21 protein-coding genes are annotated in these 24,179 nt (G+C 44.7%); 15 read left to right on the forward strand and 6 right to left on the reverse strand.

What is annotated here, in order from left to right:
• Positions 1–5: 5 nt before the first annotated feature.
• Both thrA and ACOJRU_RS13515 read right to left on the reverse strand, forming a co-directional pair.
• A complete protein-coding gene (gene thrA, locus ACOJRU_RS13510) occupies positions 6–2,471 on the reverse strand; it encodes a bifunctional aspartate kinase/homoserine dehydrogenase I (RefSeq protein ID WP_421132262.1) in 2,466 nt (821 codons plus the stop codon).
• A 438-nt stretch (positions 2,472–2,909) separates the two neighbouring features.
• The gene (locus ACOJRU_RS13515; protein ID WP_421132263.1) at positions 2,910–3,785 is read right to left on the reverse strand and encodes a LysR substrate-binding domain-containing protein; all 876 of its coding nucleotides are present in this window, start codon (positions 3,783–3,785) and stop codon (positions 2,910–2,912) included.
• Between the two features lie 209 nt (positions 3,786–3,994).
• Between ACOJRU_RS13515 and ACOJRU_RS13520 the strand changes: the two genes are divergently transcribed.
• The 3 genes from ACOJRU_RS13520 to ACOJRU_RS13530 all read left to right on the forward strand — a co-directional run bounded on the left by ACOJRU_RS13520 (position 3,995) and on the right by ACOJRU_RS13530 (position 8,372).
• Positions 3,995–5,143, forward strand: coding sequence for an S-(hydroxymethyl)glutathione dehydrogenase/class III alcohol dehydrogenase (locus ACOJRU_RS13520; protein ID WP_421132264.1), 1,149 nt, complete (start codon positions 3,995–3,997; stop codon positions 5,141–5,143).
• A 183-nt stretch (positions 5,144–5,326) separates the two neighbouring features.
• Positions 5,327–7,720, forward strand: coding sequence for a fatty acid cis/trans isomerase (locus ACOJRU_RS13525; protein ID WP_421132265.1), 2,394 nt, complete (start codon positions 5,327–5,329; stop codon positions 7,718–7,720).
• A 10-nt stretch (positions 7,721–7,730) separates the two neighbouring features.
• Positions 7,731–8,372, forward strand: coding sequence for a protein tyrosine phosphatase family protein (locus tag ACOJRU_RS13530; RefSeq protein ID WP_421132266.1), 642 nt, complete (start codon positions 7,731–7,733; stop codon positions 8,370–8,372).
• A gap of 78 nt (positions 8,373–8,450) precedes the next feature.
• Here ACOJRU_RS13530 and ACOJRU_RS13535 read toward each other — a convergent pair whose 3' ends face one another.
• Positions 8,451–8,837 carry a response regulator gene (locus tag ACOJRU_RS13535; protein ID WP_421132267.1) on the reverse strand — a complete coding sequence of 129 codons (387 nt, stop codon included), beginning with the start codon at positions 8,835–8,837 and terminating at the stop codon, positions 8,451–8,453.
• 189 nt (positions 8,838–9,026) lie between these two features.
• Between ACOJRU_RS13535 and aceK the strand changes: the two genes are divergently transcribed.
• The 3 genes from aceK to ACOJRU_RS13550 all read left to right on the forward strand — a co-directional run bounded on the left by aceK (position 9,027) and on the right by ACOJRU_RS13550 (position 12,981).
• Positions 9,027–10,736, forward strand: a complete 1,710-nt coding sequence (aceK, locus tag ACOJRU_RS13540; protein ID WP_421132268.1) for a bifunctional isocitrate dehydrogenase kinase/phosphatase — start codon at positions 9,027–9,029, stop codon at positions 10,734–10,736.
• Positions 10,737–10,903: 167 nt separating this feature from the next.
• A complete protein-coding gene (locus ACOJRU_RS13545; RefSeq protein WP_421134773.1) occupies positions 10,904–11,584 on the forward strand; it encodes a winged helix-turn-helix domain-containing protein in 681 nt (226 codons plus the stop codon).
• On the forward strand, positions 11,581–12,981 hold the full coding sequence (locus ACOJRU_RS13550) for an ATP-binding protein (protein WP_421132269.1): 1,401 nt from the start codon (positions 11,581–11,583) through the stop codon (positions 12,979–12,981). The genes ACOJRU_RS13545 and ACOJRU_RS13550 overlap by 4 nt, the downstream gene beginning before the upstream one ends.
• Positions 12,982–13,020: 39 nt before the next feature.
• On the opposite strand, the gene ACOJRU_RS13555 is transcribed toward ACOJRU_RS13550, so the two are convergent.
• Together ACOJRU_RS13555 and ACOJRU_RS13560 are read right to left on the reverse strand one after the other, a co-directional pair.
• Positions 13,021–13,563, reverse strand: a complete 543-nt coding sequence (locus tag ACOJRU_RS13555) for a DUF3833 domain-containing protein (protein ID WP_421134774.1) — start codon at positions 13,561–13,563, stop codon at positions 13,021–13,023.
• Positions 13,564–13,576: 13 nt separating this feature from the next.
• Entirely contained in the window at positions 13,577–14,113 is a 537-nt protein-coding gene (locus tag ACOJRU_RS13560; protein ID WP_421132270.1) for a chalcone isomerase family protein, read from the reverse strand.
• Positions 14,114–14,251: 138 nt separating this feature from the next.
• Between ACOJRU_RS13560 and ACOJRU_RS13565 the strand changes: the two genes are divergently transcribed.
• The 4 genes from ACOJRU_RS13565 to nspC all read left to right on the forward strand — a co-directional run bounded on the left by ACOJRU_RS13565 (position 14,252) and on the right by nspC (position 18,228).
• Positions 14,252–15,139 (forward strand): 1-aminocyclopropane-1-carboxylate deaminase/D-cysteine desulfhydrase, encoded by an 888-nt coding sequence (locus ACOJRU_RS13565; RefSeq protein ID WP_421132271.1) that lies wholly within the window; start codon positions 14,252–14,254, stop codon positions 15,137–15,139.
• Between the two features lie 119 nt (positions 15,140–15,258).
• Positions 15,259–15,666 carry a hypothetical protein gene (locus tag ACOJRU_RS13570; protein WP_421132272.1) on the forward strand — a complete coding sequence of 136 codons (408 nt, stop codon included), beginning with the start codon at positions 15,259–15,261 and terminating at the stop codon, positions 15,664–15,666.
• A gap of 203 nt (positions 15,667–15,869) precedes the next feature.
• A complete protein-coding gene (locus tag ACOJRU_RS13575; RefSeq protein ID WP_421132273.1) occupies positions 15,870–17,072 on the forward strand; it encodes a saccharopine dehydrogenase family protein in 1,203 nt (400 codons plus the stop codon).
• 25 nt (positions 17,073–17,097) lie between these two features.
• A complete protein-coding gene (gene nspC / locus ACOJRU_RS13580) occupies positions 17,098–18,228 on the forward strand; it encodes a carboxynorspermidine decarboxylase (RefSeq protein ID WP_421132274.1) in 1,131 nt (376 codons plus the stop codon).
• Between the two features lie 83 nt (positions 18,229–18,311).
• On the opposite strand, the gene rsmI is transcribed toward nspC, so the two are convergent.
• Positions 18,312–19,148 (reverse strand): 16S rRNA (cytidine(1402)-2'-O)-methyltransferase, encoded by an 837-nt coding sequence (rsmI, locus tag ACOJRU_RS13585; RefSeq protein WP_421132275.1) that lies wholly within the window; start codon positions 19,146–19,148, stop codon positions 18,312–18,314.
• Between the two features lie 128 nt (positions 19,149–19,276).
• Here rsmI and ACOJRU_RS13590 point away from each other — a divergent pair, with 128 nt between their 5' ends.
• The 5 genes from ACOJRU_RS13590 to ACOJRU_RS13610 are packed head-to-tail and all read left to right on the forward strand — an operon-like array spanning position 19,277 to position 24,162.
• Positions 19,277–21,181 (forward strand): penicillin-binding protein activator, encoded by a 1,905-nt coding sequence (locus tag ACOJRU_RS13590; protein ID WP_421132276.1) that lies wholly within the window; start codon positions 19,277–19,279, stop codon positions 21,179–21,181.
• A gap of 3 nt (positions 21,182–21,184) precedes the next feature.
• On the forward strand, positions 21,185–21,526 hold the full coding sequence (locus tag ACOJRU_RS13595) for a YraN family protein (RefSeq protein ID WP_421132277.1): 342 nt from the start codon (positions 21,185–21,187) through the stop codon (positions 21,524–21,526).
• A gap of 51 nt (positions 21,527–21,577) precedes the next feature.
• Entirely contained in the window at positions 21,578–22,174 is a 597-nt protein-coding gene (locus tag ACOJRU_RS13600; protein ID WP_421132278.1) for a phosphoheptose isomerase, read from the forward strand.
• Positions 22,175–22,181: 7 nt separating this feature from the next.
• The gene (locus ACOJRU_RS13605) at positions 22,182–22,763 is read left to right on the forward strand and encodes a BON domain-containing protein (protein ID WP_421132279.1); all 582 of its coding nucleotides are present in this window, start codon (positions 22,182–22,184) and stop codon (positions 22,761–22,763) included.
• 43 nt (positions 22,764–22,806) lie between these two features.
• Complete coding sequence (locus tag ACOJRU_RS13610) at positions 22,807–24,162, forward strand: MFS transporter (RefSeq protein ID WP_421134775.1); 1,356 nt, start codon at positions 22,807–22,809, stop codon at positions 24,160–24,162.
• Positions 24,163–24,179: the final 17 nt, after the last annotated feature.

Raw genomic sequence — 24,179 nt, forward strand, 5'->3', positions numbered from 1 at the left:
TCTCATTAATGCGCCATTTGCTTCCACGGCATGGTACGAAGAATATCAGCAAAAACACCAGCAGCGGTAACCGTACCACCTGCACCATATCCACGGATAACGTAAGGGATTGGATTGTAATAATCACTGTTGATTGCTAGTGCATTTTCACCATCTTTCACTTGTGATAATGGATTGCTCGCCGGTACTGCTTGAATTGTCACTTTGCACTTATCGCCTTCAATACTTCCGATATAGCGTAAAACCTTGCCTTCGGCTTTAGCGGCATCAACACGTTTGGAGAACGCCTCATCAAGCTCGGGGAGTGCTGTCATGAATTCATCAACTGAACACCCCTCAGCGAAGCCATTGGGCAGCACTGATTCAATCTCGATGTCAGATAACTCTAAAGCTAAGTCGGCTTCACGGGCCATGATGAGAAGTTTCCTGGCCACATCCATTCCACTCAAATCATCGCGAGGATCGGGTTCAGTAAACCCATTTTCCTTCGCCGTTTTGGTGGCAGCCGACAACGTCATACCTTCTTCTAACTTACCGAAAACATAAGACAAACTACCAGATAAAATACCTTCAAACCGATGTAATACATCGCCTGCACTGAATAGTTTTTGAAGGTTATCAATTACCGGCAACCCAGCACCTACTGTCGTCTCGTACAGATACTGGCGATTTGTCGATAGCGCGGTTTTACGTAGCTTGTGATAATACGCCATCGAGCTAGTATTAGCTTTTTTGTTTGGCGTAACAACATGAAAACCGCTTTCCATCATTTCCACGTATTGGTTTGCTATGGCTTCATGGCTTGTACAATCGACAATGACCGGGTTAACAAGGCTATTATCGTTAACAAACTGCTGTAGACGTTCTGTGGTTAACCCTTCGCTTGCTGCATCCAGAGCTGGTTTCCAATCTTGCGTTAAATCAATGCCCTGACTGTTCAACAACAGCTTTTTACTGTTGGCTATTCCGTAAACCCTAAGCTGTATGTTGCGTTGCAATAGTTTAGGTTGCTGTTTAGCTATCTGGTTGAGTAATTCTGTGCCTACATTGCCACACCCAACCAGAAATACATCAATGGTGTGACGATTTGAGAAAAAATTCTGATGAATAACCTTAACCGCTTTTTTCGCGCGTTTGCTTTCAATAACGGTTGAGATTGACCGCTCAGATGACCCCTGTGCAATGGCCACATTATTAACACGCGCTTGCGCTAAGGAGTTAAAGAACCGTGCTGCCAACCCTTTAGTGTGACGCATACCGTCGCCCACCAAGGTCACTATCGCCAACTCATGCCTAACCTCTATAGGGTCTAGCAGCTGGTTTTGCAATTCAAGCGCAAACGCATCTTCAAGTAAATTCAGCGCGCGGCTTGCATCTTTGCTTTGAATACAGAAACTGATGGAATATTCTGAAGAAGACTGTGTAATAAGGCTTATCGATATATTCGCATTAGACATCACTTCAAATACACGACTTGCCATGCCCACCATCCCTTTTAGGCCTGGCCCGGCAACATTGAACATGGTCACATTATCAAGCTGAGAAATACCTTTAACCGATGTCCATTTTTCGCTCTTTTCATTACTGATAAGCGTACCTGGCGCAGCGGGGTTTAGCGTATTGCGGATCAAGCATGGAATATGGTGCTGTGCGATAGGGCCTATTGTTTTAGGGTGTAACACTTTCGCCCCAAAATACGACAATTCCATCGCCTCTTGATAGGTGAGTTTATCTAACAACACCGCCCCCTCAACTTGGTTTGGATCGGCGTTGTATACCCCATCGACGTCAGTCCAGATCTCGCAACACTCGGCGCTGATACAAGCAGCAAGGATGGCTGCCGAATAATCAGAACCGTTTCGTCCTAACGTTACCTTCTCTCCTGCTTCGTTAGCCGCAACGAAACCTGGCATGATAAGCAGTTCGCTTCCATCGCAAGGAACATCGGTAAATCGCGCTTTAGAAAGCGCAACATCTGCAATGCTATCTAAACACTCACCGTCGGCAAGAATGTAGTTAACAGGGTCGATAATTCTGTTTTTTATCCCTTTAGACGACAAAATTGCGCTAAACAGGGTTACCGAAATGTATTCACCAATACTTAAAATGCCGGCTGCGATGTTATCGGGTGCCACACCCAGTAACTTAATGCCATCTAAATGCTTATTAAGTAGCGATAAATGAGACTCGATAAAATCAATAACCGGAGCATGCTGAAAGTTATCAAGCGTTTCATTGAGCGCGTTTGCTATTCCCGTCACCGTGGCGGTTAATTTGTCGAATAATGGCGCAAAATCTTCGCCTGCAGCGGCCTGCTCACAGAGCAATGATAACGCATTGGTTACCCCTTTAGGCGCTGAGAGAACGACCGCCGCGCCATCGGTTTGGTGGGTGGCCGTGCTAATGTCAGTAACGCGCAAGTAACGCGGTGCATCGGCAAGTGATGAGCCCCCAAACTTTAAGACTTTCATGTGCTGCTCCTTAAGGTTACATCAACGTTTTTGTCGAGGGTTGACCACAAAAACGTAAGTAAAAAAAAGCCCGCTGTCGTTATGAGCGGGCTTTCGTTGTCTTTTGCTATTTGCACTAGCCAGCGACCGCCCTATTTAAGGTGGTAATCATCATGCCGGTGGTGCCAATCAGTAAAATCTTTTTCATGCATTCAATTTGCCGTATAGACGTCTATCTGTCAACCGCAGTTTTCACCACACTGTGTTGCATAAATTGCAACACAGAAACCTTCACATTGCATAAAAAGAGACACTACTGAAATAATAGACGCAAAAACAAGGAACTAGTAGCGAAATCGTAGCTATGTTGTGAGTACTGACTAACGCAATATGAATTAACCCCGTCATGTTGTGCAGTAATAGACTGCTTTATTTATTTTTTGCCGTAAGAATTCGTTGTTAGTTAGCCGCCGCTAATTGCGAAGCGAGATAATCAACCAAGGAACGCACGGGCAATGCCATGTTTTTACTTGCGGGGAACAGCGCCCATACTCCTTCTCTCTCGTCTCTTGATTCGCTCAGCACTTCGCGTAACTCGCCACTGGCAATATTCTGTTTAACGTAGAATTCAGGTAACTGTACTAAGCCAATGCCCTGAAGTGCCGCATCGCGTAAAGCGTTACCACTGTTATAACGTGCGCGACCCTTTACCGACAGTTTTATTGTCTTGTTGTCGACACGAAAACGCCATTGCGTTTGCGAGCCAATTAAACACTGATGATTTTTTAAGGCAAAGGGAGTCGCGGGCGGCGGGTATTTTCGAAAATAATCGGGGCTTCCACAAACATACAACTGCCTCGTCGCTAACTTTTTGGCCACTAATGTAGAATCTTCTAGCGCACCGATGCGAATAGCCACATCGATACCCTGCTCTACAATATCGACTCTGTCATTAGTAAATCGGCAGTCAATACGAACCTCGGGGTAACGACGCAAAAATTGGTTAACTAGTGGCGCAATGAATGCCTCTCCATAGGCCACAGGAACCGTCATCTTAATCAAACCTGTTGGCGCTTTTTGAAGCTCACTCATAGCATTGTCAGCATCAGACAGCAACGACAGAGCATCGCTCACTTTGGCGTAGTACAAAACCCCGGCTTCAGTAAGTGACACGCTCCGTGTAGTTCGGTTAAAAAGTTTCACGCCTAAACGGCGCTCTAACGACGCGACTTTTCGACTAATCTGCGCGCCGGATGTATTTAGTCTTGTCGCCGCGAGTGTGAAACTCCGTGTTTGCGCGACAGCTTCGAATTCGACGATACCTTCCCAAGTCATGAGTACTCTCCCGTTACACACTTTATTATTACACCTGCGTAATAATAAATTACGGCTAACGTATTTATCTAGTCATTTTCGCTCTCTATACTTAAGCAACGTAAAAAGAGCTAAGCGGCGCTATGTTGCGTATTAGCTTCTATTATATGGTTCACTTCGTTTTATCGTTGAGAGTGAACGTGCCAGAATCGCAACTACAGGAATTTTAAATGACATTACAAATCAGTGAAGGGCAAACCCATATTAAGTCAAAAGCTGCCGTGGCCTGGGGCCCAGGCGAACCACTTAAAATGGAAGAAATTGATGTAGAACTGCCTAAAAAAGGGGAAGTACTTGTTCGCATTGTTGCTACTGGCGTATGTCACACTGACGCGTTTACGTTGTCAGGCGAAGATCCAGAGGGCGTATTCCCATCAGTATTAGGCCATGAAGGTGGCGGCATTGTAGAAATGGTTGGCGAAGGCGTCACCAGTGTATCGGTCGGGGATCATGTTATCCCTCTCTATACTGCTGAGTGTGGCGAGTGTAAATTTTGTACCTCTGGCAAAACAAACTTGTGCCAAGCGGTAAGAGCCACGCAAGGCAAAGGATTAATGCCAGATGGCACCAGCCGCTTTTCGAAAAATGGCGAAACCATTTATCACTACATGGGTTGTTCTACCTTTTCAGAATATACCGTTCTGCCAGACATTTCCTTGGCCAAAGTAAACAAAGCGGCCCCACTCGATGAAGTATGCTTGCTGGGTTGTGGCGTCACGACAGGCATGGGCGCAGTATTAAATACCGCGAAGGTACAAGAAGGCGATACCGTGGCTATCTTTGGCCTAGGTGGTATTGGTCTTTCGGCGATTATTGGTGCGCGAATGGCAGGCGCAGGCCGCATCATTGGCATTGACATCAATGAAAGTAAATTTGACCTGGCAAAGCAACTGGGTGCGACCGACCTCATTAACCCTAAGAGTGTCGATAAACCGATTCAAGAGCATATTGTCGATATCACAGAGGGTGGCGTAGACTATTCATTTGAATGCATCGGGAATGTCGATGTTATGCGTTCGGCGCTTGAGTGCTGTCATAAGGGATGGGGCGAATCTGTCATTATCGGTGTCGCGGGCGCTGGGCAGGAAATTTCAACTCGCCCATTTCAGTTAGTTACCGGTCGCGTATGGCGAGGTTCTGCGTTTGGCGGTGTGAAGGGGCGCTCTCAACTACCTGGCATAGTGGAGCAATACTTAAACGGCGATTTCGGCCTGCAAGAATTCATCACCCACACAATGGGTCTTGATGGTATCAACGATGCGTTCGACTTAATGCACAAAGGTGAAAGTATTCGCTCCGTTGTGCACATGGACAGATAAAAGCATAGGCATGCAGACTCGGTGTTTTCAACGGGTCTGCTTATTTTATTCCTTCCCACTATCTTCTTAACGACCGGTTAGGGTATCCTCTCGATAATTGAGAATAGCTTGGCTGGCGACGCTGTGTAGTATCCGTACCGTGCAATTAAGTGCAAAGCCATAAAATAAAAAAGAGATCTTTGCATGAACAGATGGTTTTCGTCCATTTTGATTTTACTAGCGCTTGGGCTAAGTGCTGGCATTTACCATTTTTTTTACTCGGACACTAAAGCGCAACCGCTTCCTATCGTGGTGCCCCTTGCAAATGAAAGAATCGATTACCATCAGCAGGTAAAGCCTGTGGTAGAACAGCGCTGCGTGGTCTGCCACGCATGCTTTGATGCACCGTGCCAGCTTAAAATGGGTTCTTACACGGGCATTGAACGTGGCGCCAACAAGGAACGCGTTTACGACGGTGAAAGGCTAGTAGAGGCAAACTTAACGCGATTGTTTGAAGACGCCCATACACTTGAGCAATGGCGAGCAAAAGACTTCTTCCCCGTTATCTCAGATGCGCCAAAGCCGACAACAGAGTCATTTTCTTCGCCAACGTATCAGTCATCGGCAACGGACAATTTAACCACCAGCGTACTGGCCCACTTACTCCAACTAAAACAAGATAATCCGTTAGTAAAAGACGAAGCATCGCCAAGCCGTTTTGATGAAAAGCAGTATCCGTTGAATATTAATCGCGAATATCAGTGCCCTACTATCGACGATATCGAAACCCACAAAAAAGACTATCCATTATGGGGAATGCCTTATGCGCTCCCTGCGCTCAGCGACGAACAACACAGTCTACTAATGAACTGGATTGCACAAGGTGGCGAGGGTAACGATGACGTCACCATAACCGCGAATAACCAGCAGCAGATTGAAAAGTGGGAAAGCTTCCTTAACAACGATTCGTTAAAGTCTCAACTAATGAGCCGTTATTTGTTCGAACACCTATTTTTAGTGCACTTACATTTTACTGCCCAAACGCCACAACAATTTTTTAAAGTAATACGGTCTTCTACCGCTCCGGGGCAGAAAGTAAAAAGTATTCATACCCGCCGTCCTTTTGACAACCCTAACGTCGAGCGTGTTTACTATCGTATTGTGCCGGTAAAACAAACGCTTGTGCATAAATCACATATGCCTATGTTACTCACTGATAACCGCATGGCTAAATGGAAAAAATGGTTTTTACACGATGGTTATCAGGTGACTGCTCTTCCCTCCTATCTTCCAGAAGAAGCGTCAAACCCGTTTGTTACCTTTGCCCAAATACCGATAAACGCGAGATATAACTACATGCTTGATGAGGCGCAAAATACCATCATGCAGTTTATCAAAGGCCCCGTTTGTCGAGGGCAAATGGCCTTAAACGTTATCAATGATCATTTCTGGGTGGTGTTTTCAGAGCCAGATTTAGATCTTGTTCAAAATAATGGTGAGTTCATACAGCAAGCACTTCAAAACATTGCCCTTCCAGCAGAAGAAGAGAGTACTGCACTGCCTACCGCATGGATGAGTTATGCCGCAATGGAGCGAGAATACCTCAATGCAAAATCGAAATTTATTGAAACGCAAATTCAAAACAAGCTCAGTATCGATTTAAACCTATTGTGGGACGGGGATAACGATAATCCCAATATGGCATTAACCATTTTCCGTCACAATGATGCCGCCAGCGTGGTAAAAGGGCTAGTAGGTGAAACCCCACAAACCGCATGGGTGCTTACCTACCCTTTGTTTGAACGTATTCACTATTTGCTTGTTGCAGGGTACGACGTGTATGGCAACGTAGGCCATCAACTAAATAGTAGAATGTATATGGACTTCTTACGCATGGAAGGCGAGTTCAACTTCTTGTCATTACTGCCAAGCAAAACCAAAGAAGAAATTCGCAACAAATGGTACAGAGGGTCGGTAAGCGAAGTTGAAGAGTTTGTTTACAAGGGCAATACGTCTCGACTAAAAACCAATATCGAATACGAAACCGATACCCCGTATCAAGAGTTGCTTGATAACATTAAACACAAATTTCAACGTGCAATCAGCCAACGTCACAGCTTAGAAAACGGGTTTGATAATGCGTCCTTGCTAGACAATTTCGCAGAAATCAACAAGCAAAAAGGCAAACATGTATCGCTATTGCCAGAATCAACCATAGTACGAATATTTGATAAAAGTACTGGGAAACAGCACTTTTACACCATGCTCAGACATAGCGCCCATACCAACATTTCTCATCTTTTTAATGAAGATGACAGACGACTCCCCGAAGAGGATACAGTTACTATTGCAAGCGGATTTATGACATCACACCCTAATGCATTTTTACAAGTAGAGATATCTGACGTGGAAGGGTTCGCACAAACAATTTCAGCAATGACGGTGGAAGCAGACTATGCTGCTTTGCTAGACGTATATGGCGTAAGACGAACGAACCCTCAGTTCTGGGCGTTTGCCGATAACATGCATGAATACTTTAAGACGCACTATCCTATTGAATTTGGCTATTTAGACTTCAACCGTCTAGAAAACAGATAAGGAATAAAAGATGAATGGCTTTGTACATTTTGAGGCAATTAAAAAAGTGTCAAACGCGCTGCTATCGTTCGTTGTCGTAATCACTTATACGGTGGTGCCATGGGCATATGCCAACACGCAAGTTTCAGCTCAACAGACGAAAGAAGAGGTTGTCTCTTTAGATAGCCTCACTAATTATCAAGTCAATAATAGCTTTATGCACAGTTCTGGGTTACCTGCCCCTGAACATTTTGCATTTTTAAAGGCTGAAGGCGTGACTCACGTTATTGATTTGATACCTGGTGATAGAAGTGAGGAGGCGGGGTTAACTCATGCCCTTGGGCTGCACTACACCAACATACCTGTAGACTGGCAACAACCGACCGTGGAGCACTTTGAGCAGTATGTACTCGCAATGGCGCAAGCAAAGCCCGAGGAAGAAAAAGTGCTTACGCATTGTAAACTCAATTGGCGAGGCGCTTCATTTACTTATTTGTATCGTATCACTGTGCTTGGTGAAGATGAGACGGTTGCTAAAAAGGATTTGCTAAACATTTGGCAACCCAATGTAACGTGGTTCACCTTTATGGGTAAAGCGATTAGCCGCTACAATACAAAACATAATACGTCGGTAAGCATGTCTTTTTTACCTTCGGTTGAGCAAGACCAATAACACTGCCCGATATGCGACATGAGCTTCAACGAAAAAAGGTGCTTCTCTAAGCACCTTTTTTTGCATTATTTCTATGGGTTACACCGCTACGTTTTCAGGCAATATAAAGCCATAGCGCTTAAGTACATCTTCTAACAGTTGCTGTTTAATTGGCTTTTCAATAAAGGCGAGAGCGCCAAGCGACAATACTTTTTCTTTCATTATTGGCTGAATATCTCCCGATATAACAATAACAAAAGACTTTAGCTGCCTTCTTTTCATTTCCTCAAGTACACCAATACCGTCCAATACGGGCATGGTTAAATCGAGTAAAATGAGATCAATACGGTGATGGGCTAGCGCTTCTAGCGCGTCCATGCCATTGCACACTTCTAAAATTTCAGATGCGAAACCTGCGGGTATGTTTCGCTTTGCCATCTTTCTAGCCAGCGCAGAATCGTCACAAATCAGCACGTTGAAGCCCATACTATACCTATGCTTTTTATTATTATTAGAATAAGGAATTTTCTATATTAAACATAACTACAAGAAAAAACACTAATTTATACCGTTTATTGGAGGTAAATGTCGTTATTCTCGCTAATAATGTGGTAGATATACTCGTATAAAATGAAATAACTATGCGTCGTAGCGCGCGTATAAAAAGGTAATACTATGCAGGACCTGGTTTTGGAAAAAAAAGTGGCTTATCAAGTACTCACTCATTTTGATAAAAGCTACCGTTGGTTTACCCGAATTACACGTGGTGCACAACAACGTTTTGAACAAGGTGATTGGAAAGCGACGCAACTGGCGTCAAAGCAGCGTATTACGATTTATGAACAAAGCCTATCTGATGCCGTCGCTGAGATTTATCATCTAACCGAAGTCCATCAAAAAGACGACGCCTTTTGGCAAAACCTAAAAAAAGTTTTTGCCTCCCAGCTTGAAGGACACCCACAGTTTGAGTTGGCCGAAACCTTTTATAATTCGGTAATAGGCCGCTTATTTAAACACCGAAAAATAGATAATAGTATGATGTTCGTTCTGCCCAGTCGGTGCTTTTTACCCGGTCAAGACAGACATAAAGTGATATATAGCTTTGATACCACCACCACGGTGAGAGAAATGTATGATGCTATCTTTAAAATATATCGCTATAACATTGCGTTTGAAAATTTCGAAAAAGACTTAGAAAACCTAGAGAGCGCGTTACGCGATCGCTTATCAACAGAACAATTGGCGAGCGTACAAGCGGTTGAAATTCTGCGCCCAACTTTCTTTCGCGGAAAGTCGGCGTACCTAATTGGTAGAATCTGTATGCCAGATGAAACCATGCCCTTTGTTATTTCTATGCAGCGCAGCGACGAGCACAAGCTATTTGTTGATGCCTTGCTTACCGACAGAAAAGACTTAAGCGTTATTTTTGGTTTTGCGAGAAGCTATTTCATGGCCGATACGCAAAACCCTGCTGAGGTTGCAGCGTTTTTACAAGAGCTATTGCCAAATAAAAAGCATTTCGAACTTTACATGGCGTTAGGCCACTATAAGCATGGTAAAACGGTCTTCTATCGCAATTTTCTTCAGCATATGGACGAGTCTAACGATAAATTCGAAGCGGCGCCTGGCATTCGCGGGCTCGTTATGATGGTATTTCATCTGCCGTCATACGGCGTCGTGTTTAAAATTATTAAAGATGAGTTTGCCGAAAGTAAGAAAATAACACGAGAGCACGTAAAAGACTGTTATCGCCTCGTCAAAATGTCAGATCGCGTTGGCCGCATGGCCGATACGCATGAATACGTTAACTTTCGCTTTCCGTTGTCTCGCATTGAACCTGCGCTAATTGAAGAATTAAAAGAAACCTGTGCGAGTAGCTTAGAATTTACAGAAGATGAAATGGTTATAAAGCATCTTTATATTGAAAGAAAGATGACACCATTAAACCTGTACTTACAGCAGGAAACTGACGATGAAAAAATAAAAAACGCATTACACGAGCTAGGCCTTTGCATTAAGCAAATCGCGATGGCTAATATTTTCCCCGGCGACATGCTACATAAAAACTTTGGCATTACTCGCCACGGGCGCGTTATTTTTTACGATTATGACGAGATATGCTTAATGCATGAACGAAACTTTCGTTCGCTCCCTGTCTCTGACGATCCGTACGCGCTAGATACGTTGTCGGTAGGACCAGCTGATGTATTTCCGCAACAATTCGAACACTTTATTGTGGGAAAAAGAAAATTGAAAGATATCTTAAAATCACTTCACGGAGACCTTATGACCGCCGAGTACTGGCGCGAGGTACAAGAAAAGTGTGCTAGCAATGATGTACAGCATTTTACTCCGTACAATAAAGAGATGTGTTTTAAGCGCTAGTGTTTGTTTACTTGCATCGCGCTCATGCGCACTACGGGTATAAGCGCTACATGTCTAGGACGATGTTTTTGCTTCTTGATACATCGAGTTAAAAAGTGATCGGAATAGTCACTTCTTGCTGTATTAATACCAAACTTATGTTGGTTGATAGAGTAGATAAGCTAATCATGAATGTGCTGCTGATAGAAGATGATCCGAAAGTTGCCGCTCACATAGAACAAGGGCTTGTGGGCCAAGGGCATGATTGTAGATCGGTATGTGATGGAGGCCAAGGCCTGCAAGAAGCATTATCTGAAAACAGTGATGTCATTATTCTCGACGTAATGCTTCCAATCATGGATGGCTTTACGGTGCTTGAAAAATTGCGAGAATCGCAAGTACTTACACCTGTATTATTGCTTAGCGCAAAGAGCCAAGTCGACGACAAAGTTCGTGGTTTACGCACAGGTGCTAACGACTACCTTACCAAGCCTTTTGCATTTGAAGAGCTGTTAGCACGCGTGGAGGGCCTCGCAGGTCAAGCGCGAGAAGGCGGTGATAAGACGCTAATTAAAGTAGGCGACCTCACTCTTGATTTAGTTAATCGCAAAGTACAACGTGGCGATACTGAAATAGACCTTCAATCGAAAGAGTTTCAATTGCTTGAATGCCTGCTTCGCCACAAAGGAAAGGTGGTTACTCGCAGCATGTTACTTGAACAGGTATGGAACTATCACTTCGATCCTCAAACTAATGTGATTGACGTTCATATAAGTCGGTTACGTCAAAAAGTTGATAAGGCATTTAACGTTCCCCTTATTGAGACAGTGAGAGGCACAGGCTATCGCATAGCGGAAGTGCTTACGTGATAGCCATAAGAGACTTCACACGAAGCTCAAGTTTTCGTGTTGGGGCTCTTCTTTCCTCGCTCGCTATTATTGCTATCGTTTTCATTATTTACTTTTGGCGTCTAGCGAGCAGTGATGTATTTATCCGAGAGGCAAAAGCAGCCGTTAATGCCGAAGCCTTCGCACTCACGCAACTGTACGATAACTTAGGCGTTGAACCTGTTATCACCTTTATTGGAAGCCAAGATAGAGCGCCAGCCTCTTACGATGATAAAACCGTTTTTGCGCTTCAAGACAAGGATGCCAATATTATTGCAGGCAATCTTTCTTTATGGCCGGCAGACATCGCACGAAATACCCCAGACACGTCTGTAAATAGCACAGCAATGATTGCGTTAGGCGTGAAAGACACCACAACGGGTGTATTGTCCCAACAAAATATTCTCTACCAAGTAATACCACTAGGCGAATACACGTTGTTTGTGGGGCGAAATATAAATGACTTATATAGCGCACAGTGGCTTGGGAAAACCTTTAGCTGGGTAATCATCGTTCTACTTTGTCTTCTTGGCATTGTTAGCTTTACCGTTGCCATTTACGTGGTTAAGCGAATAAATAGAATGAGCCAAACCGCTGATAATATTATCAGCACGGGAAGTTTGGAAGAGCGCTTAGAAATTGACAGCAACTGGGACGATTTAAGCCGGCTTTCAGTGGTGTTTAACCACATGCTAGATACGATAGAAAGCTCGGTGAATAATATAAAAACGGTCACTGACAGTATTGCTCATGACCTAAGAACGCCGCTTGCACGACTGCGAAACACACTTGAACGAATTGACGATGAACAGTTACGTCATGACACAACGCAAGAGGCAGATAACTTATTAAATATGTTCAATAGTTTATTGCGCATCAGTGGGTTAGAGTCTAATCACAAGAAAGATGGTTTCGCCACTACTCAGATCAATCAGGTGGTGGAAGATGTTGTCGACCTGTATCACCCTCTTGCCGAGGAGAAAAACATTGCACTTACGTTTGATATTAACGACGTATCACTGTTTGCCGACCCCAACTTATTGTTTCAAGCAGTGGCAAATATCGTCGACAACGCCATAAAATATTCTCCAACAGGCGGCAATGTTACTGTTGAACTGACCACTACCCCTACAAATGCCGTTATCATTATTAACGACAGCGGTATTGGGGTAACTGAGCATGATATTGTCAATCTAGAGCGACGATTTTATCGTGCAGATGGTAGCCGAACCACGCCCGGAAACGGTCTGGGTTTATCATTAGTTTCTGCCATTATCAGACTTCACGGCGGCCACGTGTGGTTTGTTCACGACCCACTTATGCAAGGAAGTGGGCTAGGTGTGGTGCTGTCAATTCCATTGGCACTGCCCACGCGGTAGCGAGCACTGCCACAGCGTGAGCCAATTTATCGGTAACCGTTATTGCTTCTGCATAAATATGGTTACTTCGGCCATCACAAGCCCGAATTTACGAATATATGAACGATTCATCATCGCGTTTTCGTCAAACGCCCAGAACCAATCGTCAAACGTGACCGAGTACGTATCGCCGTCAACAGGTAAATCCATCATGTAATGGAAGTTGAATGCATTACCAAATGGCGTGCCGGTTGCCGGACCGTCTATATCGCCAGCGTTACCAATGAATGTGCCATCGCTCTGCTCTTCAATGGTCCATACGCGTTTCATAGCGCCCTTACCTACCCCATAGGTAAACGACTCGTCCAGCGTTAGCGTGTTTCCACTCACTTTCCCTTCTATATCAACGACGAAGCGTTGAACGACTTCACCAGACCGGTTTTGAACAATTCCCCATGCACGAACGTCACCATCGAAAAACTCGGTAATGTTGAAGGCAGGTTGCGTCGACACATAGTCTTCACCTTCTATATTCACAGAGCACCCTGTAAGATAACTCAGCCCTAGTGCGAAACCTGCAATACGTAACCATTGTTTTTTCATCATAGTTTTTACCCTATTCGTTCCCTAGTAAAGCCCGTCGTAATTCAGGCTCTGATGTTTTTTCACTTAACCAAATCGCAAAAAACTGATTGGTAAACGCCTTATCGTCCACCGTACCAATGAGCGTTCCGTTCAAATAGAAAAGGCTTTTGTTCTCTTTCGTTGCTATACCCGTGATAACATCTCCCTCTGAAACATCGGGGAATATGTCCGTCATTATTGTTAGCCACTCGTCAAGTTTTGATTTATCGTTTACCCCTTGCTTTTCCATCTCGGTAATTGAACGCTCAGCAATTTTCTTTCCATCCAAATCACGTTGATAATCTAACGTAAGGGCAAAGGGTGCAGATGCAGTGTACTTGCCATCGGGCGCAAGTAATGATGCTTCATAGACATCCCAAAAAAGGTACGAAAACATTTTTTTCCCAACGACTTGCGGGTTGTTAACGTGTTCAGCGATAACCGTTGTCTGTGATGCGTGAGACATAAAAGACAACCCTATAGCAAAGAGAAAAATAGCTTTCGTTAGCACGCTGCTTTTTTGCTTCATTATGTTATTCCTTATTGACCAATCTCGCGTTTGCCAAATTTTTTACGTTTACTTGTCGTCGTATTTACGTAATGTTTTTCCGTTCTGTATACAGTTATACTTTCGATACCCTCGTCATGATCATTATCGCAGCGCACAGTGAACGTAGAAAAAATAGAAAAAACGCTACAGCTTCCTTCACCGACTATCCCGTTTACACCAGACTGGGAAGGAGCGGAGCGCGTTTCACTGAGCGTTAAAAGAGATGACTTGATTCACCCAATTATCTCTGGAAATAAGTGGAGAAAGTTAAAGCATACGCTTGAGCAAGCACCACATTCGATACAAGGCATCATCAGTTTTGGCGGGGGATTTTCAAATCACCTACACGCATTGGGGTTTGTTTGTCATTCGTTAGGCATTGCCTTCAACGCCATCATTCGAGGAGATTATACGCAACACCCTAGCCCTATGATTATGGATTTAATGCGCTGGAATGTTCACATTACCTATGTAGATAGAAAAACGTATGCGCGGCGACACGACGATGACTACTGGGCGAATTTGACACGAGAGTATCCTGACTACCTCATTGTTCCAGAAGGAGGAAGCCAGGTATCTGCATTGCGCGGCGTGGCCGAGCTGGTCACAGAGCTTAACGATGATGTCGATACAATAATGATGCCCGTAGCCAGCGGTGCCACCTTAGCGGGCATCGTGACACAGCTACAGCCAAAACAAAAAGCACTCGGTATTGGTATATTGAAAGGCGAAGGATACCTTGAGTCACTTGTATCTAGCTTACTTCCCACCCCTTTCACTAACTGGGCAATAAACCACGATTATTATTGCGGGGGCTATGCAAAAATCCCCCAATATTTAGCGGATTTTTGCGCATCATTTAATGAAGTTATGCCTTTTAGCATTGAGGGTGTATATTCAGGTAAGGTTTTTTGGGCGTTACGCGAAATGCTAGCGCACGGTTATTTTGACGATGGGGAACATATCGTTATTGTACATACAGGAGGTCTTCAGGGAGCACGCTAAAAATAAGCGAGTTGATCTTACATCACCGATTTACCGTTTCTATTTTATCGTGTTTTAACATTTTACGTTATGTATGCGCTTTATATGTTTAATAACAACAACTGCGGATGAAAATAACAATGAATAACCCAGAATTTATACCAGCACCAGTCCGTGAACTGGTATCACGAGCGCTTACCATGTGTGAGCAACTTCTCACCAACGTAAGTGTGTTTTACCCTTTTGCCGCCATTAACGTGAACGATGCGGTTAGCTGTGTGTTTGCCCATGAAACAGAAGAAAAAGAGACGGAAACAAAGCTGATAGAAAAGCTGCAGTGGAAGATTATTGATACCACAACAGGCACTGACAGCTACAGCATTCTTGTCTACGCAGCCACAGTGCGGACACATAGAGAAAATAACATGGACGCCATCGCCATCGCTATTTCGGGCCCTGAAGCTGATGAGCAATTACTGTTGTACCCTTACTACAGAGTGGGCGATAAAGTGGTTATTTCTCCTCCAATTAATACCATGCCAAATTAATCACAAGGCAAACCGTCGTTACCTGCTTTATATCAACCGCTGTCTTTGTACACACAAGACGGGCAAATACTTCCGTCGACTTTCAATTTTTAATCTAACGATTAAAATATTTAGTTAAACGCGCGCTAACTATGCTTGCCAAACCAATTTTGTCTGCTAGCATTCAGCGCAAAATTCATTAGTTTAATTAGGGATTACTTTCTATGTCTCGCGTATTGATCATAGGAGCTGGCGGTGTAGCGTCAGTTACCGTAAAAAAATGTGCTCGTTTACCTCAGCACTTTGACGAAATTTATCTTGCCAGCCGCACCGTATCAAAATGTGAAGCACTTCAACAGGAAGTAGGCGTTGATAGGGTCAAGGGCGTATTTGCGCTTGATGCGGATAACGCAAAAGAAGTAGAAGCGTTAATCAACGACGTAAAGCCAGACTTAGTCATTAACCTTGCTCTTCCATATCAAGATTTACCTATTATGGATGCGTGCTTGGCCACTGGCACCGATTACCTTGATACCGCTAACTACGAGCCTAAAGATGAAGCTAAATTCGAATACTCATGGCAGTGGGCTTATCAAGACAAGTTTAAAGAAGCGGGTATCATGGCCTTGCTGGGCAGTGGATTCGATCCTGGCGTAACTAACGTTTATACCGCTTACGCTGCGAAGCATTATTTTGATGAAGTACATTATCTGGATATTGTTGACTGTAATGGTGGCGATCACGGTCAAGCGTTCGCGACCAATTTCAACCCTGAAATCAATATACGAGAAATCACGCAGCGTGGCCGTTATTTTGAAAATGGCGAGTGGAAAGAAACAGATCCGCTAAGTGTACGTGAAGATTTAGACTATCAAAATATCGGCGTACGCGCGTCATACCTGATGTTCCATGAAGAATTAGAGTCGTTGGTAAAGCATTTCCCAACCCTTAAACGTGCTCGCTTTTGGATGACATTTGGCGATGCTTATCTAACGCATTTACGTGTACTTGAAAGCGTTGGCATGACGAGCATTCAGCCTGTCGAATTCCAAGGTCAACAAATCGTGCCTTTAGAGTTTTTGAAAGCAGTACTCCCTAACCCAGGGTCACTGGCTGAAGGCTACACTGGAATGACCTGCATTGGCACGTACATCACAGGTATTAAAGACGGTAAAGAAAAGACCATCTTTATCTACAACAATTGCGACCATGCAAAATGTAATGAAGAAGTGGGTGCGCAAGCCGTATCTTACACGACCGGCGTGCCTGCAATGATTGGTGCGGCATTAATGCTAAACGGAACGTGGAAAGCGTCTGGTGTATGGAATATGGAGCAGTTCGATCCAGATCCGTTCATGGACATGCTTAATGAGCACGGCCTGCCATGGCATGTAATCGAATGTGACAGCAGCCCGTTCGCAAAATAATATCGTCGTATTTGGAGCTACAAGGTTGACAGATTTAACGCAGCGTAAAGATATTCCTTCACCGTGCTATGTGCTGGAAGAAGCAAAACTTATTCGTAATCTAGAGATAATGAAACGGGTTCAAGATGAATCTGGTGTTCGAATTATCCTGGCTTTGAAAGGGTTTTCCATGTGGTCTTGCTTTGACATTATTAAGCAATACTTGCAAGGCGCGACAGCCAGTTCGGTATGGGAAGCAAAGCTAGCCGCTGAAATGGGAAAAGAGGTGCATGCCTACTCCCCAGCTTATAAAGAAGCCGATGCTATAGAAATGGCATCGCTCGTTAACCATCTGTCTTTCAACAGTTTGTCGCAGTACAACACGCATAAAGAGGCGCTGAAAAGCGTGTCTCTGGGTCTTCGTATTAACCCCGAGCATCAAGAGGCTGACACGCCGCTTTACGACCCTGCCGCGCCAGGGTCGCGCTTAGGTATTCGCGCTTCAGAGTTAGAAGGCGTAGATTTATCAGGTATTGAAGGCTTTCACTGCCACAATTTATGTGAATGTGATTCTTATGCGACAGCGCGAACGCTTGATGCTATTGAGTCTCGCTTTGGTAAATGGCTTGGCGCGCTAAAATGGCTTAACTTAGGTGGCGGTCACTTAATGACAAGTGAAGGCTATGATGTTGAACATCTCATTTCGACATTAAAAGCCTTCAAAGAACGTCATCCACACCTTGATGTTATTTTAGAACCCGGTTCAGCCGTTGCATGGCAAACTGGCCCGCTTATTTGCGAAGTGGTTGATATCGTAAATAACGAGGGTGACATTGCTATCTTAGATATTTCGGCAACGGCGCACATGCCTGATGTATTAGAAATGCCTTACCGCCCCACGGTACTAAATGCGGGGCAAGCGAATGAAAAAGCGTATACGGCAAAACTTGGGGGTAACTCTTGTTTAGCGGGCGATGTTATAGATAGCTATTCGTTTGACGCGCCGCTTCAAAGCGGTGACCGACTTCAATTTGAAGATATGATGCATTACACCATGGTGAAAACAACCTTCTTTAATGGTGTAGAGCACCCTGCTATTGGTATTTTACGTACAAATGGCGACTTTGAATTGGTTCGCACCTTTACGTATGAAGATTTTAAAACTCGTTTATCTTAAGCGTAAAGGTTTCACCGCTTGTTTTGACAATTAACGCCATAAAAAACCGCCAACACTGGCGGTTTTTTTATCACACGTAAGTACTAATTTTTTGCGTCTAATCCTGCTTGATACAGCGCATTTTTCTTTAGCCCGTAATGCTGAGCCACCACGCCTGCCGCCTTTTTAAGAGGCATATGTTCACATAAGGTCGTTAACAACGACATTGCCTCCTGACTTATCTCCGAGGTGTTTATCTGTGCTGGTGAAATCATGACAACAAATTCCCCCTTTTGATGCGCAGGCTCAGATTCAAGATAAGCAATAACGTCATTAGGTTTGCCACTCACATACGTTTCAAACGTTTTGCTTATTTCTTTGGCAATCACCATTTCTCTGCCAGGAAGCAATCGCTCAATATCTTTTACGGTATCCAGAATTCGGCGCGGTGCTTCATAAAACACACTCGTAAACGGGCGTTCTGACAGCGAGAGAATAACACTGTCTCGGGCCTGCGTTTTCACCGGCAAAAACCCTTCAAATATGAACTTATCGGTGGGAAGCCCTGATGCACTTAACGCTGTAATTGCCGCACACGGCCCCGGCAATGCAATGACCGGAATACCTTCTTCCCGGCATTTTCGTACGAACACAAAGCCTGGATCGCTAATTAGTGGCGTTCCAGCGTCACTGATCAATGCGACAGACTCACCACTTTTCAGCCGTTCGCATAACATTGCAGTGCGCTTATCCTCGTTATGATCATGTAACGATAAAGTTCGAGTGTTTATACTAAAGTGCTGCAATAGCCTTCCGCTGTGCCGCGTATCTTCCGCTGCAATCCAGTTAACATCGCTAAGCGTGGAAATGGCGCGAGCACTCATGTCGTCCAAATTACCAATAGGAGTAGGAACAATATAAAGGGTGGCAAAATCGGTCATAATAGTTTCAACGTACGCTGTAATGATGAAATTGTACCATGGCATTGGGCCAGATTATGCGTCCAAACGTAGATTTTACGCGTAGTTAAGATAAACTGATGAAACTTTGAAGTGAAAGGAATGAAACTGTGCGTCATATAGGACAACTTAGTCAGCGTATTGTCTTTGCCACTACCACTAGCTTATTGCTGCTAACAGGATGTGGTAGCACCCAAAAACCGGTTTCAACAACCTCTGTTGCCACCGAAAAACCCGTGCAAACTGTCGTTGAACCCACAGTAGAATTACCTAGTGAAAAGCTTAATGCGGCGCAACAAGTATGGCAATCGACCAGAGACAAAGAAGCACGTGACCGTTTATTACTAGACGCCGCCTCTTTGTACATGGCGCAAAACGATATTGCACAAGCCAAGGCAATACTAGTTTCAATGAAGAAAGAAGGTATTCCTTCGTCATTATCTACGCAATTTAACGCTCTTTTATTTAATGCCTTTGTTGACGATACGGCTAGCGAACCACAACTACTGTTGTCGTTGTTAGACAGTGTGCCTAGCGAATACGTTAGTGACCAAGCGCGCGCTCAATATGAAATGCAACTATTTACCGCATTAGGGCAACCACTGAATGCTGCCAATAGTGCACTGGCCTCTCCCTTACCTGAGCATGAGAAAGTGCAATACGTGTGGCAGCGCATTACTCAACTTTCACAAGATAAGCTAGACGAAGTCAATCTCAAGTTCCCCGCACTACAGCCTTTTGTAGCACTGCGCGCGCTGTCCCTCGATGACAGTTTTAACGAAGATACCATTTTACAATTTCAAAGCGTTTATCGTGGGCACATATTGTCAAAAAAACTGCCGGAAAACGTAGCGCTAGCGATGACGATAAAAGCAGTTGAGCCTGAAAAGCTGACGGTACTTTTACCGTTAAGCGGGAGGCTAGCTCGCACCGGACAAGCGGTGAAAGATGGCATCATGGCAGCGTACTTCAACGCCAGTAGCAACGCCTCAACAGAGATAAATCTACCCACGCTAGACTTCATTGATACTGTAGATAAGACACCTGAAGCGATAATCGCATCGCTTGGGGACACGCGTTTCGTCATCGGCCCGTTATTAAAAGATACCATTGATGCGCTTATCCCGTTACTGCCCCCCACAGTCAATATGCTTGCGTTAAATCGTCCAGACGGAATCATCGGAACGATGGAGCTGCTCAATGAAACGGCGCTACCAGAAACCACGTTCGCTGATGTAAAGTACTTTGCATTAGCGCCAGAAGATGAAGCACTGCAATTAGCGCAGTATATTTTTGATAAAGGGTTGCGTGCGCCTATCGTAATATCTTCACAAAGCAGCCTATACGGGCGGATGAACGATGCGTTTGTCGATAAATGGAATACATTGTCTGCCAATCACCGCACACCATCTAATGTGACAACCGTGAGTTTTAGTGACAGCGGCTCACTAAAAGATGGCATAACCGAAGCGCTTGACGTGGCACAAAGTAACAAGCGGATAAATCAAATTGAGTATATGACGAATGACGAGGTTTATAACATGCCTCGTAGCAGACGCGATATTGATGCCATCATTGCATTTGCTTCTCCGCAAGACACCGAGTTGCTAAACCCGATTATTGAAGCAAGCCTGAACCCCTATGATGGTAAACAAGTCCCCGTTTATGCGACGTCACGTTCGATGGACTATGACAGTGGTAAAAATCAATGGCGAGATCTTAAAAACATTCACTTTTTAGATATGCCATGGTTAATGCCAGAGCATAAATGGCAGCCTCTTGCACAATTGGCCAAAGAAACATGGCCAGAGAGAACGACGTTGCAAAATCGCTTATTTGCGTTTGGTTTTGATGCTTATGATTTACTGTCGAAGGTGGGCTACCTAAGTACGCTACCTTATGCATCATATGAAGGCTTAAGTGGAAAGCTCTCAATAAACGAACACGGAGAAGTGATTCGCTTGTTGCCGCAGGGAATTATTCAGAACGAAGAGGTTCAACGGCTCACGGAGTAAAGCATGTCAGTACTGCAAGGGAATGCGGGTGAAAATAAAGCGGTTACTTATTTAAAGCGGCAAGGTCTCGTGCTTCGCTGTCAAAATTTTCGTACACGACGTGGCGAAATAGATATTGTGATGCAAGATGGTGATACCATTGTGTGCATTGAAGTAAAATACCGCAAGCATCAACAATATGGCCATGCTGTTGAATTTGTAACGCCGAAAAAACTACAGCGAATTCAAGCTGCGTTCACACACTATTTGTTAGATAATAATCTTAATCCAGCATCTACACCGTTGCGCATAGATGTGATCGCCATCGATGGCTCAGACCTTCAATGGTTGAAAAATGTAGGGTAGCGCGTCTAAAAGCATACTTTAGGTTTCAGCCATTAAAAGAGAATAAAAAGTATGATTGAACAGATAAAAGCAAACTTTACCGAAAGTATTCAAACTAAAATAGCGGCCTCAGAAGTGTTATCTGAGTCAATTGAGAAAGCGGCAATGATGATGGTTGAAGCACTGATACGCGGTAATAAGGTGTTAAGTTGCGGCAATGGCGGTTCGGCCGGCGGTGCGCAACATTTTTCTTCTAACATGCTTAACCGCTATGAAAGAGATCGTCCAAGCCTCCCCGCCATTGCACTTAGCACTGACACGTCAACCCTCACATCAATTGCTAACGATTACAGTTACGACGAAATTTTCGCGAAGCAAGTGCGAGCACTAGGTCAACCTGGTGATATTTTGCTTGCCATATCAACAAGCGGCAATTCGCGTAACGTTATTGCGGCGATGGAAGCGGCCTTGTCGCGTGACATGACTATCGTCGCGCTAACGGGTAAAGATGGCGGTGAAATGGCCGGTTTTCTAAATGAGCATGATGTAGAGATACGTGTACCATCAAACCGTACCGCTCGCATTCAAGAAGTACATATGCTGGTTATCCATAACCTGTGCGAGTGCACTGACGATAGCTTGTTCCCTGCAGACTTTGACGATGAATAAAAACGCAATGAAAAGACGAACCCCATTTTATGCATTAATAGTGATGGCACTCGCTATCACTCACTTACAAGGTTGTGTCGTAGCAGTCGGTGCTGCTGGCGCCATGGCGGCGAAAGTCGCTAATGACCGACGCACTGTAGGTACGCAATTAGATGATCAAAACGCAAACAGCGCTATTGCCTACCACTGGGCAAAGAGTGACGCATTGAAGGAAGAAGCCAATTTACAGGCCGATGTTTATAACGGCGTTGCATTGTTGACCGGACAAGCCCCCCGCCAATCGCTCGTAGATGAAGCCGTGCGCTTGGCGCAAGAAGTCGATTACATTAAGAAAATTCATAATCAAATACGGGTTGCCCCCCCTATCGTGGCCACAACCCAAGCTAACGATATTTGGCTGGCCTCAAAGGTACGGACAAAAATCATTGCCGATGAGCGGGTTCCCGCCCTTCAAGTCAAAGTGGTTGTTCAAGATGCTGAAGTATTCTTGATGGGCCGCCTCTCGAACATAGAGGCCACTGCCGCGGTAGATATCGCTCGCAATGTAACGGGTGTAGCACGGGTAGTACGTGCATTTGAAATTAATTAGTCGTGAGGTTGCGACGGCACTGCTTGTTGCCGGCGCCTTATTTATGGAAATACTGGATGCGACGGTTATCACTACCGCGCTTCCTGTTATTGCCAATGACTTTGGTGTACCCGCGCCCCATTTGTCGATAGGTGTTTCTGCCTACCTTGTAGCGGTAACCTTATTCATCCCTTTAAGTGGGTATGTCGCTGATAAATTCGGGGCGCGCACAATTTTTATTGCCGCGATTGTTATTTTCACGCTTGCCTCTGTGCTTTGCGGGTTAAGTACAACATTAGCAGAATTTACCGCAGCACGGGTATTACAGGGGATGGGCGGTGCATTGATGGTACCTGTAGGTCGCCTTGTTGTTTTGCGTGACCTTCCCAAAGCCCAACTGGTACGCACCGTCGCTATTATTACCTGGCCGGCATTGAGTGCGCCATTATTAGGCCCCGTACTTGGCGGTTATATTGCGACACATTTTAGCTGGCAGTGGATATTTTATATGAATGTTCCTCTTGGGCTCGGGGCTATCGTTGCGTCGTATTACCTCCTCAATAATGCAAAAAAAACCGTACACCGCTTTGACGTTAAAGGCTTTCTTTTGACTGGGGTGGGCTTTGCTGCTTTTATGGCAGGTATTGAGCACCTCGCCAGTAATATGCATGCAATAACCCTAAGTGTTGTCGTTATTGCCGCGGGTTTGCTGTTAATGGGCCTAGCCACTGTTCATATAAAACGGGCCCCTACCCCGCTCTTTTCATTTTCGGCTATGCAGTATCGTACGTTTAGACTGTCGCTTTATGGCGGGTCACTGGTGCGTATTGCACTTGGCAGTGCGCCCTTTTTGATTCCGTTAATGCTACAGCTTGGAATGGATTACAGCCCTGTAGAGGCGGGCTCTATTCTGCTATGGCTGTTTGCGGGGAACCTTGCAATCAAACCTGCCACGACATGGATTATGAACACGTTTGGCTTCAAACCTGTTCTTATAGCCAATGGTGTACTCATTTCAGCAGGTTTTGTCGCATTAGCCTTTATTCGAGAAGAGACGCCCTCTACCATCATTGCCCTACTGCTGTTTGTTAATGGCATGACGCGTTCTATGCATCTTACATTACTAAACACCATCGCTTTTGCCGACGTACCTACCACTGAAATGCGTGATGCCAATACGCTAAGCGCCATTCTGATGCAAATGAACCGCGGTTTAGGTATTACGTTGTCAGCGCTTGCTGTGGCAGGCGCGACATTATTTGTAGGCGATACGTTAGCCCAGCCGTCTCTGGAGACTTTTTCGCTAGCCATGCTCATAATGGCAGTGATATCACTGATTAGCATTACCGATAGCATAATGCTATCGAGACACGACGGCGAAAACCTTCTAACAGCCCGCGTTAATAACAAGGGAAAATAGGCGCCCCATCAACGCCC

Origin of the sequence: Alteromonas algae, from assembly GCF_049117195.1 — a bacterium.
Classification (GTDB): Bacteria; Pseudomonadota; Gammaproteobacteria; order Enterobacterales; family Alteromonadaceae; genus Alteromonas.

Excerpts from the sequence above, each read along its gene's own strand:
- ACOJRU_RS13525 (WP_421132265.1), top strand. The coding sequence starts at position 5,327 with ATGAACAGATGGTTTTCGTCCATTTTGATTTTACTAGCGCTTGGGCTA.
- ACOJRU_RS13595 (WP_421132277.1), top strand. The coding sequence starts at position 21,185 with ATGTCAGTACTGCAAGGGAATGCGGGTGAAAATAAAGCGGTTACTTAT.
- ACOJRU_RS13575 (WP_421132273.1), top strand. The coding sequence starts at position 15,870 with ATGTCTCGCGTATTGATCATAGGAGCTGGCGGTGTAGCGTCAGTTACC.
- ACOJRU_RS13560 (WP_421132270.1), bottom strand. The coding sequence starts at position 14,113 with ATGAAGCAAAAAAGCAGCGTGCTAACGAAAGCTATTTTTCTCTTTGCT.
- ACOJRU_RS13570 (WP_421132272.1), top strand. The coding sequence starts at position 15,259 with ATGAATAACCCAGAATTTATACCAGCACCAGTCCGTGAACTGGTATCA.
- ACOJRU_RS13530 (WP_421132266.1), top strand. The coding sequence starts at position 7,731 with ATGAATGGCTTTGTACATTTTGAGGCAATTAAAAAAGTGTCAAACGCG.
- ACOJRU_RS13610 (WP_421134775.1), top strand. The coding sequence starts at position 22,807 with ATGGAAATACTGGATGCGACGGTTATCACTACCGCGCTTCCTGTTATT.
- ACOJRU_RS13535 (WP_421132267.1), bottom strand. The coding sequence starts at position 8,837 with ATGGGCTTCAACGTGCTGATTTGTGACGATTCTGCGCTGGCTAGAAAG.
- ACOJRU_RS13600 (WP_421132278.1), top strand. The coding sequence starts at position 21,578 with ATGATTGAACAGATAAAAGCAAACTTTACCGAAAGTATTCAAACTAAA.
- rsmI (WP_421132275.1), bottom strand. The coding sequence starts at position 19,148 with ATGACCGATTTTGCCACCCTTTATATTGTTCCTACTCCTATTGGTAAT.
- ACOJRU_RS13545 (WP_421134773.1), top strand. The coding sequence starts at position 10,904 with ATGAATGTGCTGCTGATAGAAGATGATCCGAAAGTTGCCGCTCACATA.
- ACOJRU_RS13515 (WP_421132263.1), bottom strand. The coding sequence starts at position 3,785 with ATGACTTGGGAAGGTATCGTCGAATTCGAAGCTGTCGCGCAAACACGG.
- ACOJRU_RS13605 (WP_421132279.1), top strand. The coding sequence starts at position 22,182 with ATGAAAAGACGAACCCCATTTTATGCATTAATAGTGATGGCACTCGCT.
- ACOJRU_RS13520 (WP_421132264.1), top strand. The coding sequence starts at position 3,995 with ATGACATTACAAATCAGTGAAGGGCAAACCCATATTAAGTCAAAAGCT.
- thrA (WP_421132262.1), bottom strand. The coding sequence starts at position 2,471 with ATGAAAGTCTTAAAGTTTGGGGGCTCATCACTTGCCGATGCACCGCGT.
- aceK (WP_421132268.1), top strand. The coding sequence starts at position 9,027 with ATGCAGGACCTGGTTTTGGAAAAAAAAGTGGCTTATCAAGTACTCACT.
- ACOJRU_RS13555 (WP_421134774.1), bottom strand. The coding sequence starts at position 13,563 with ATGAAAAAACAATGGTTACGTATTGCAGGTTTCGCACTAGGGCTGAGT.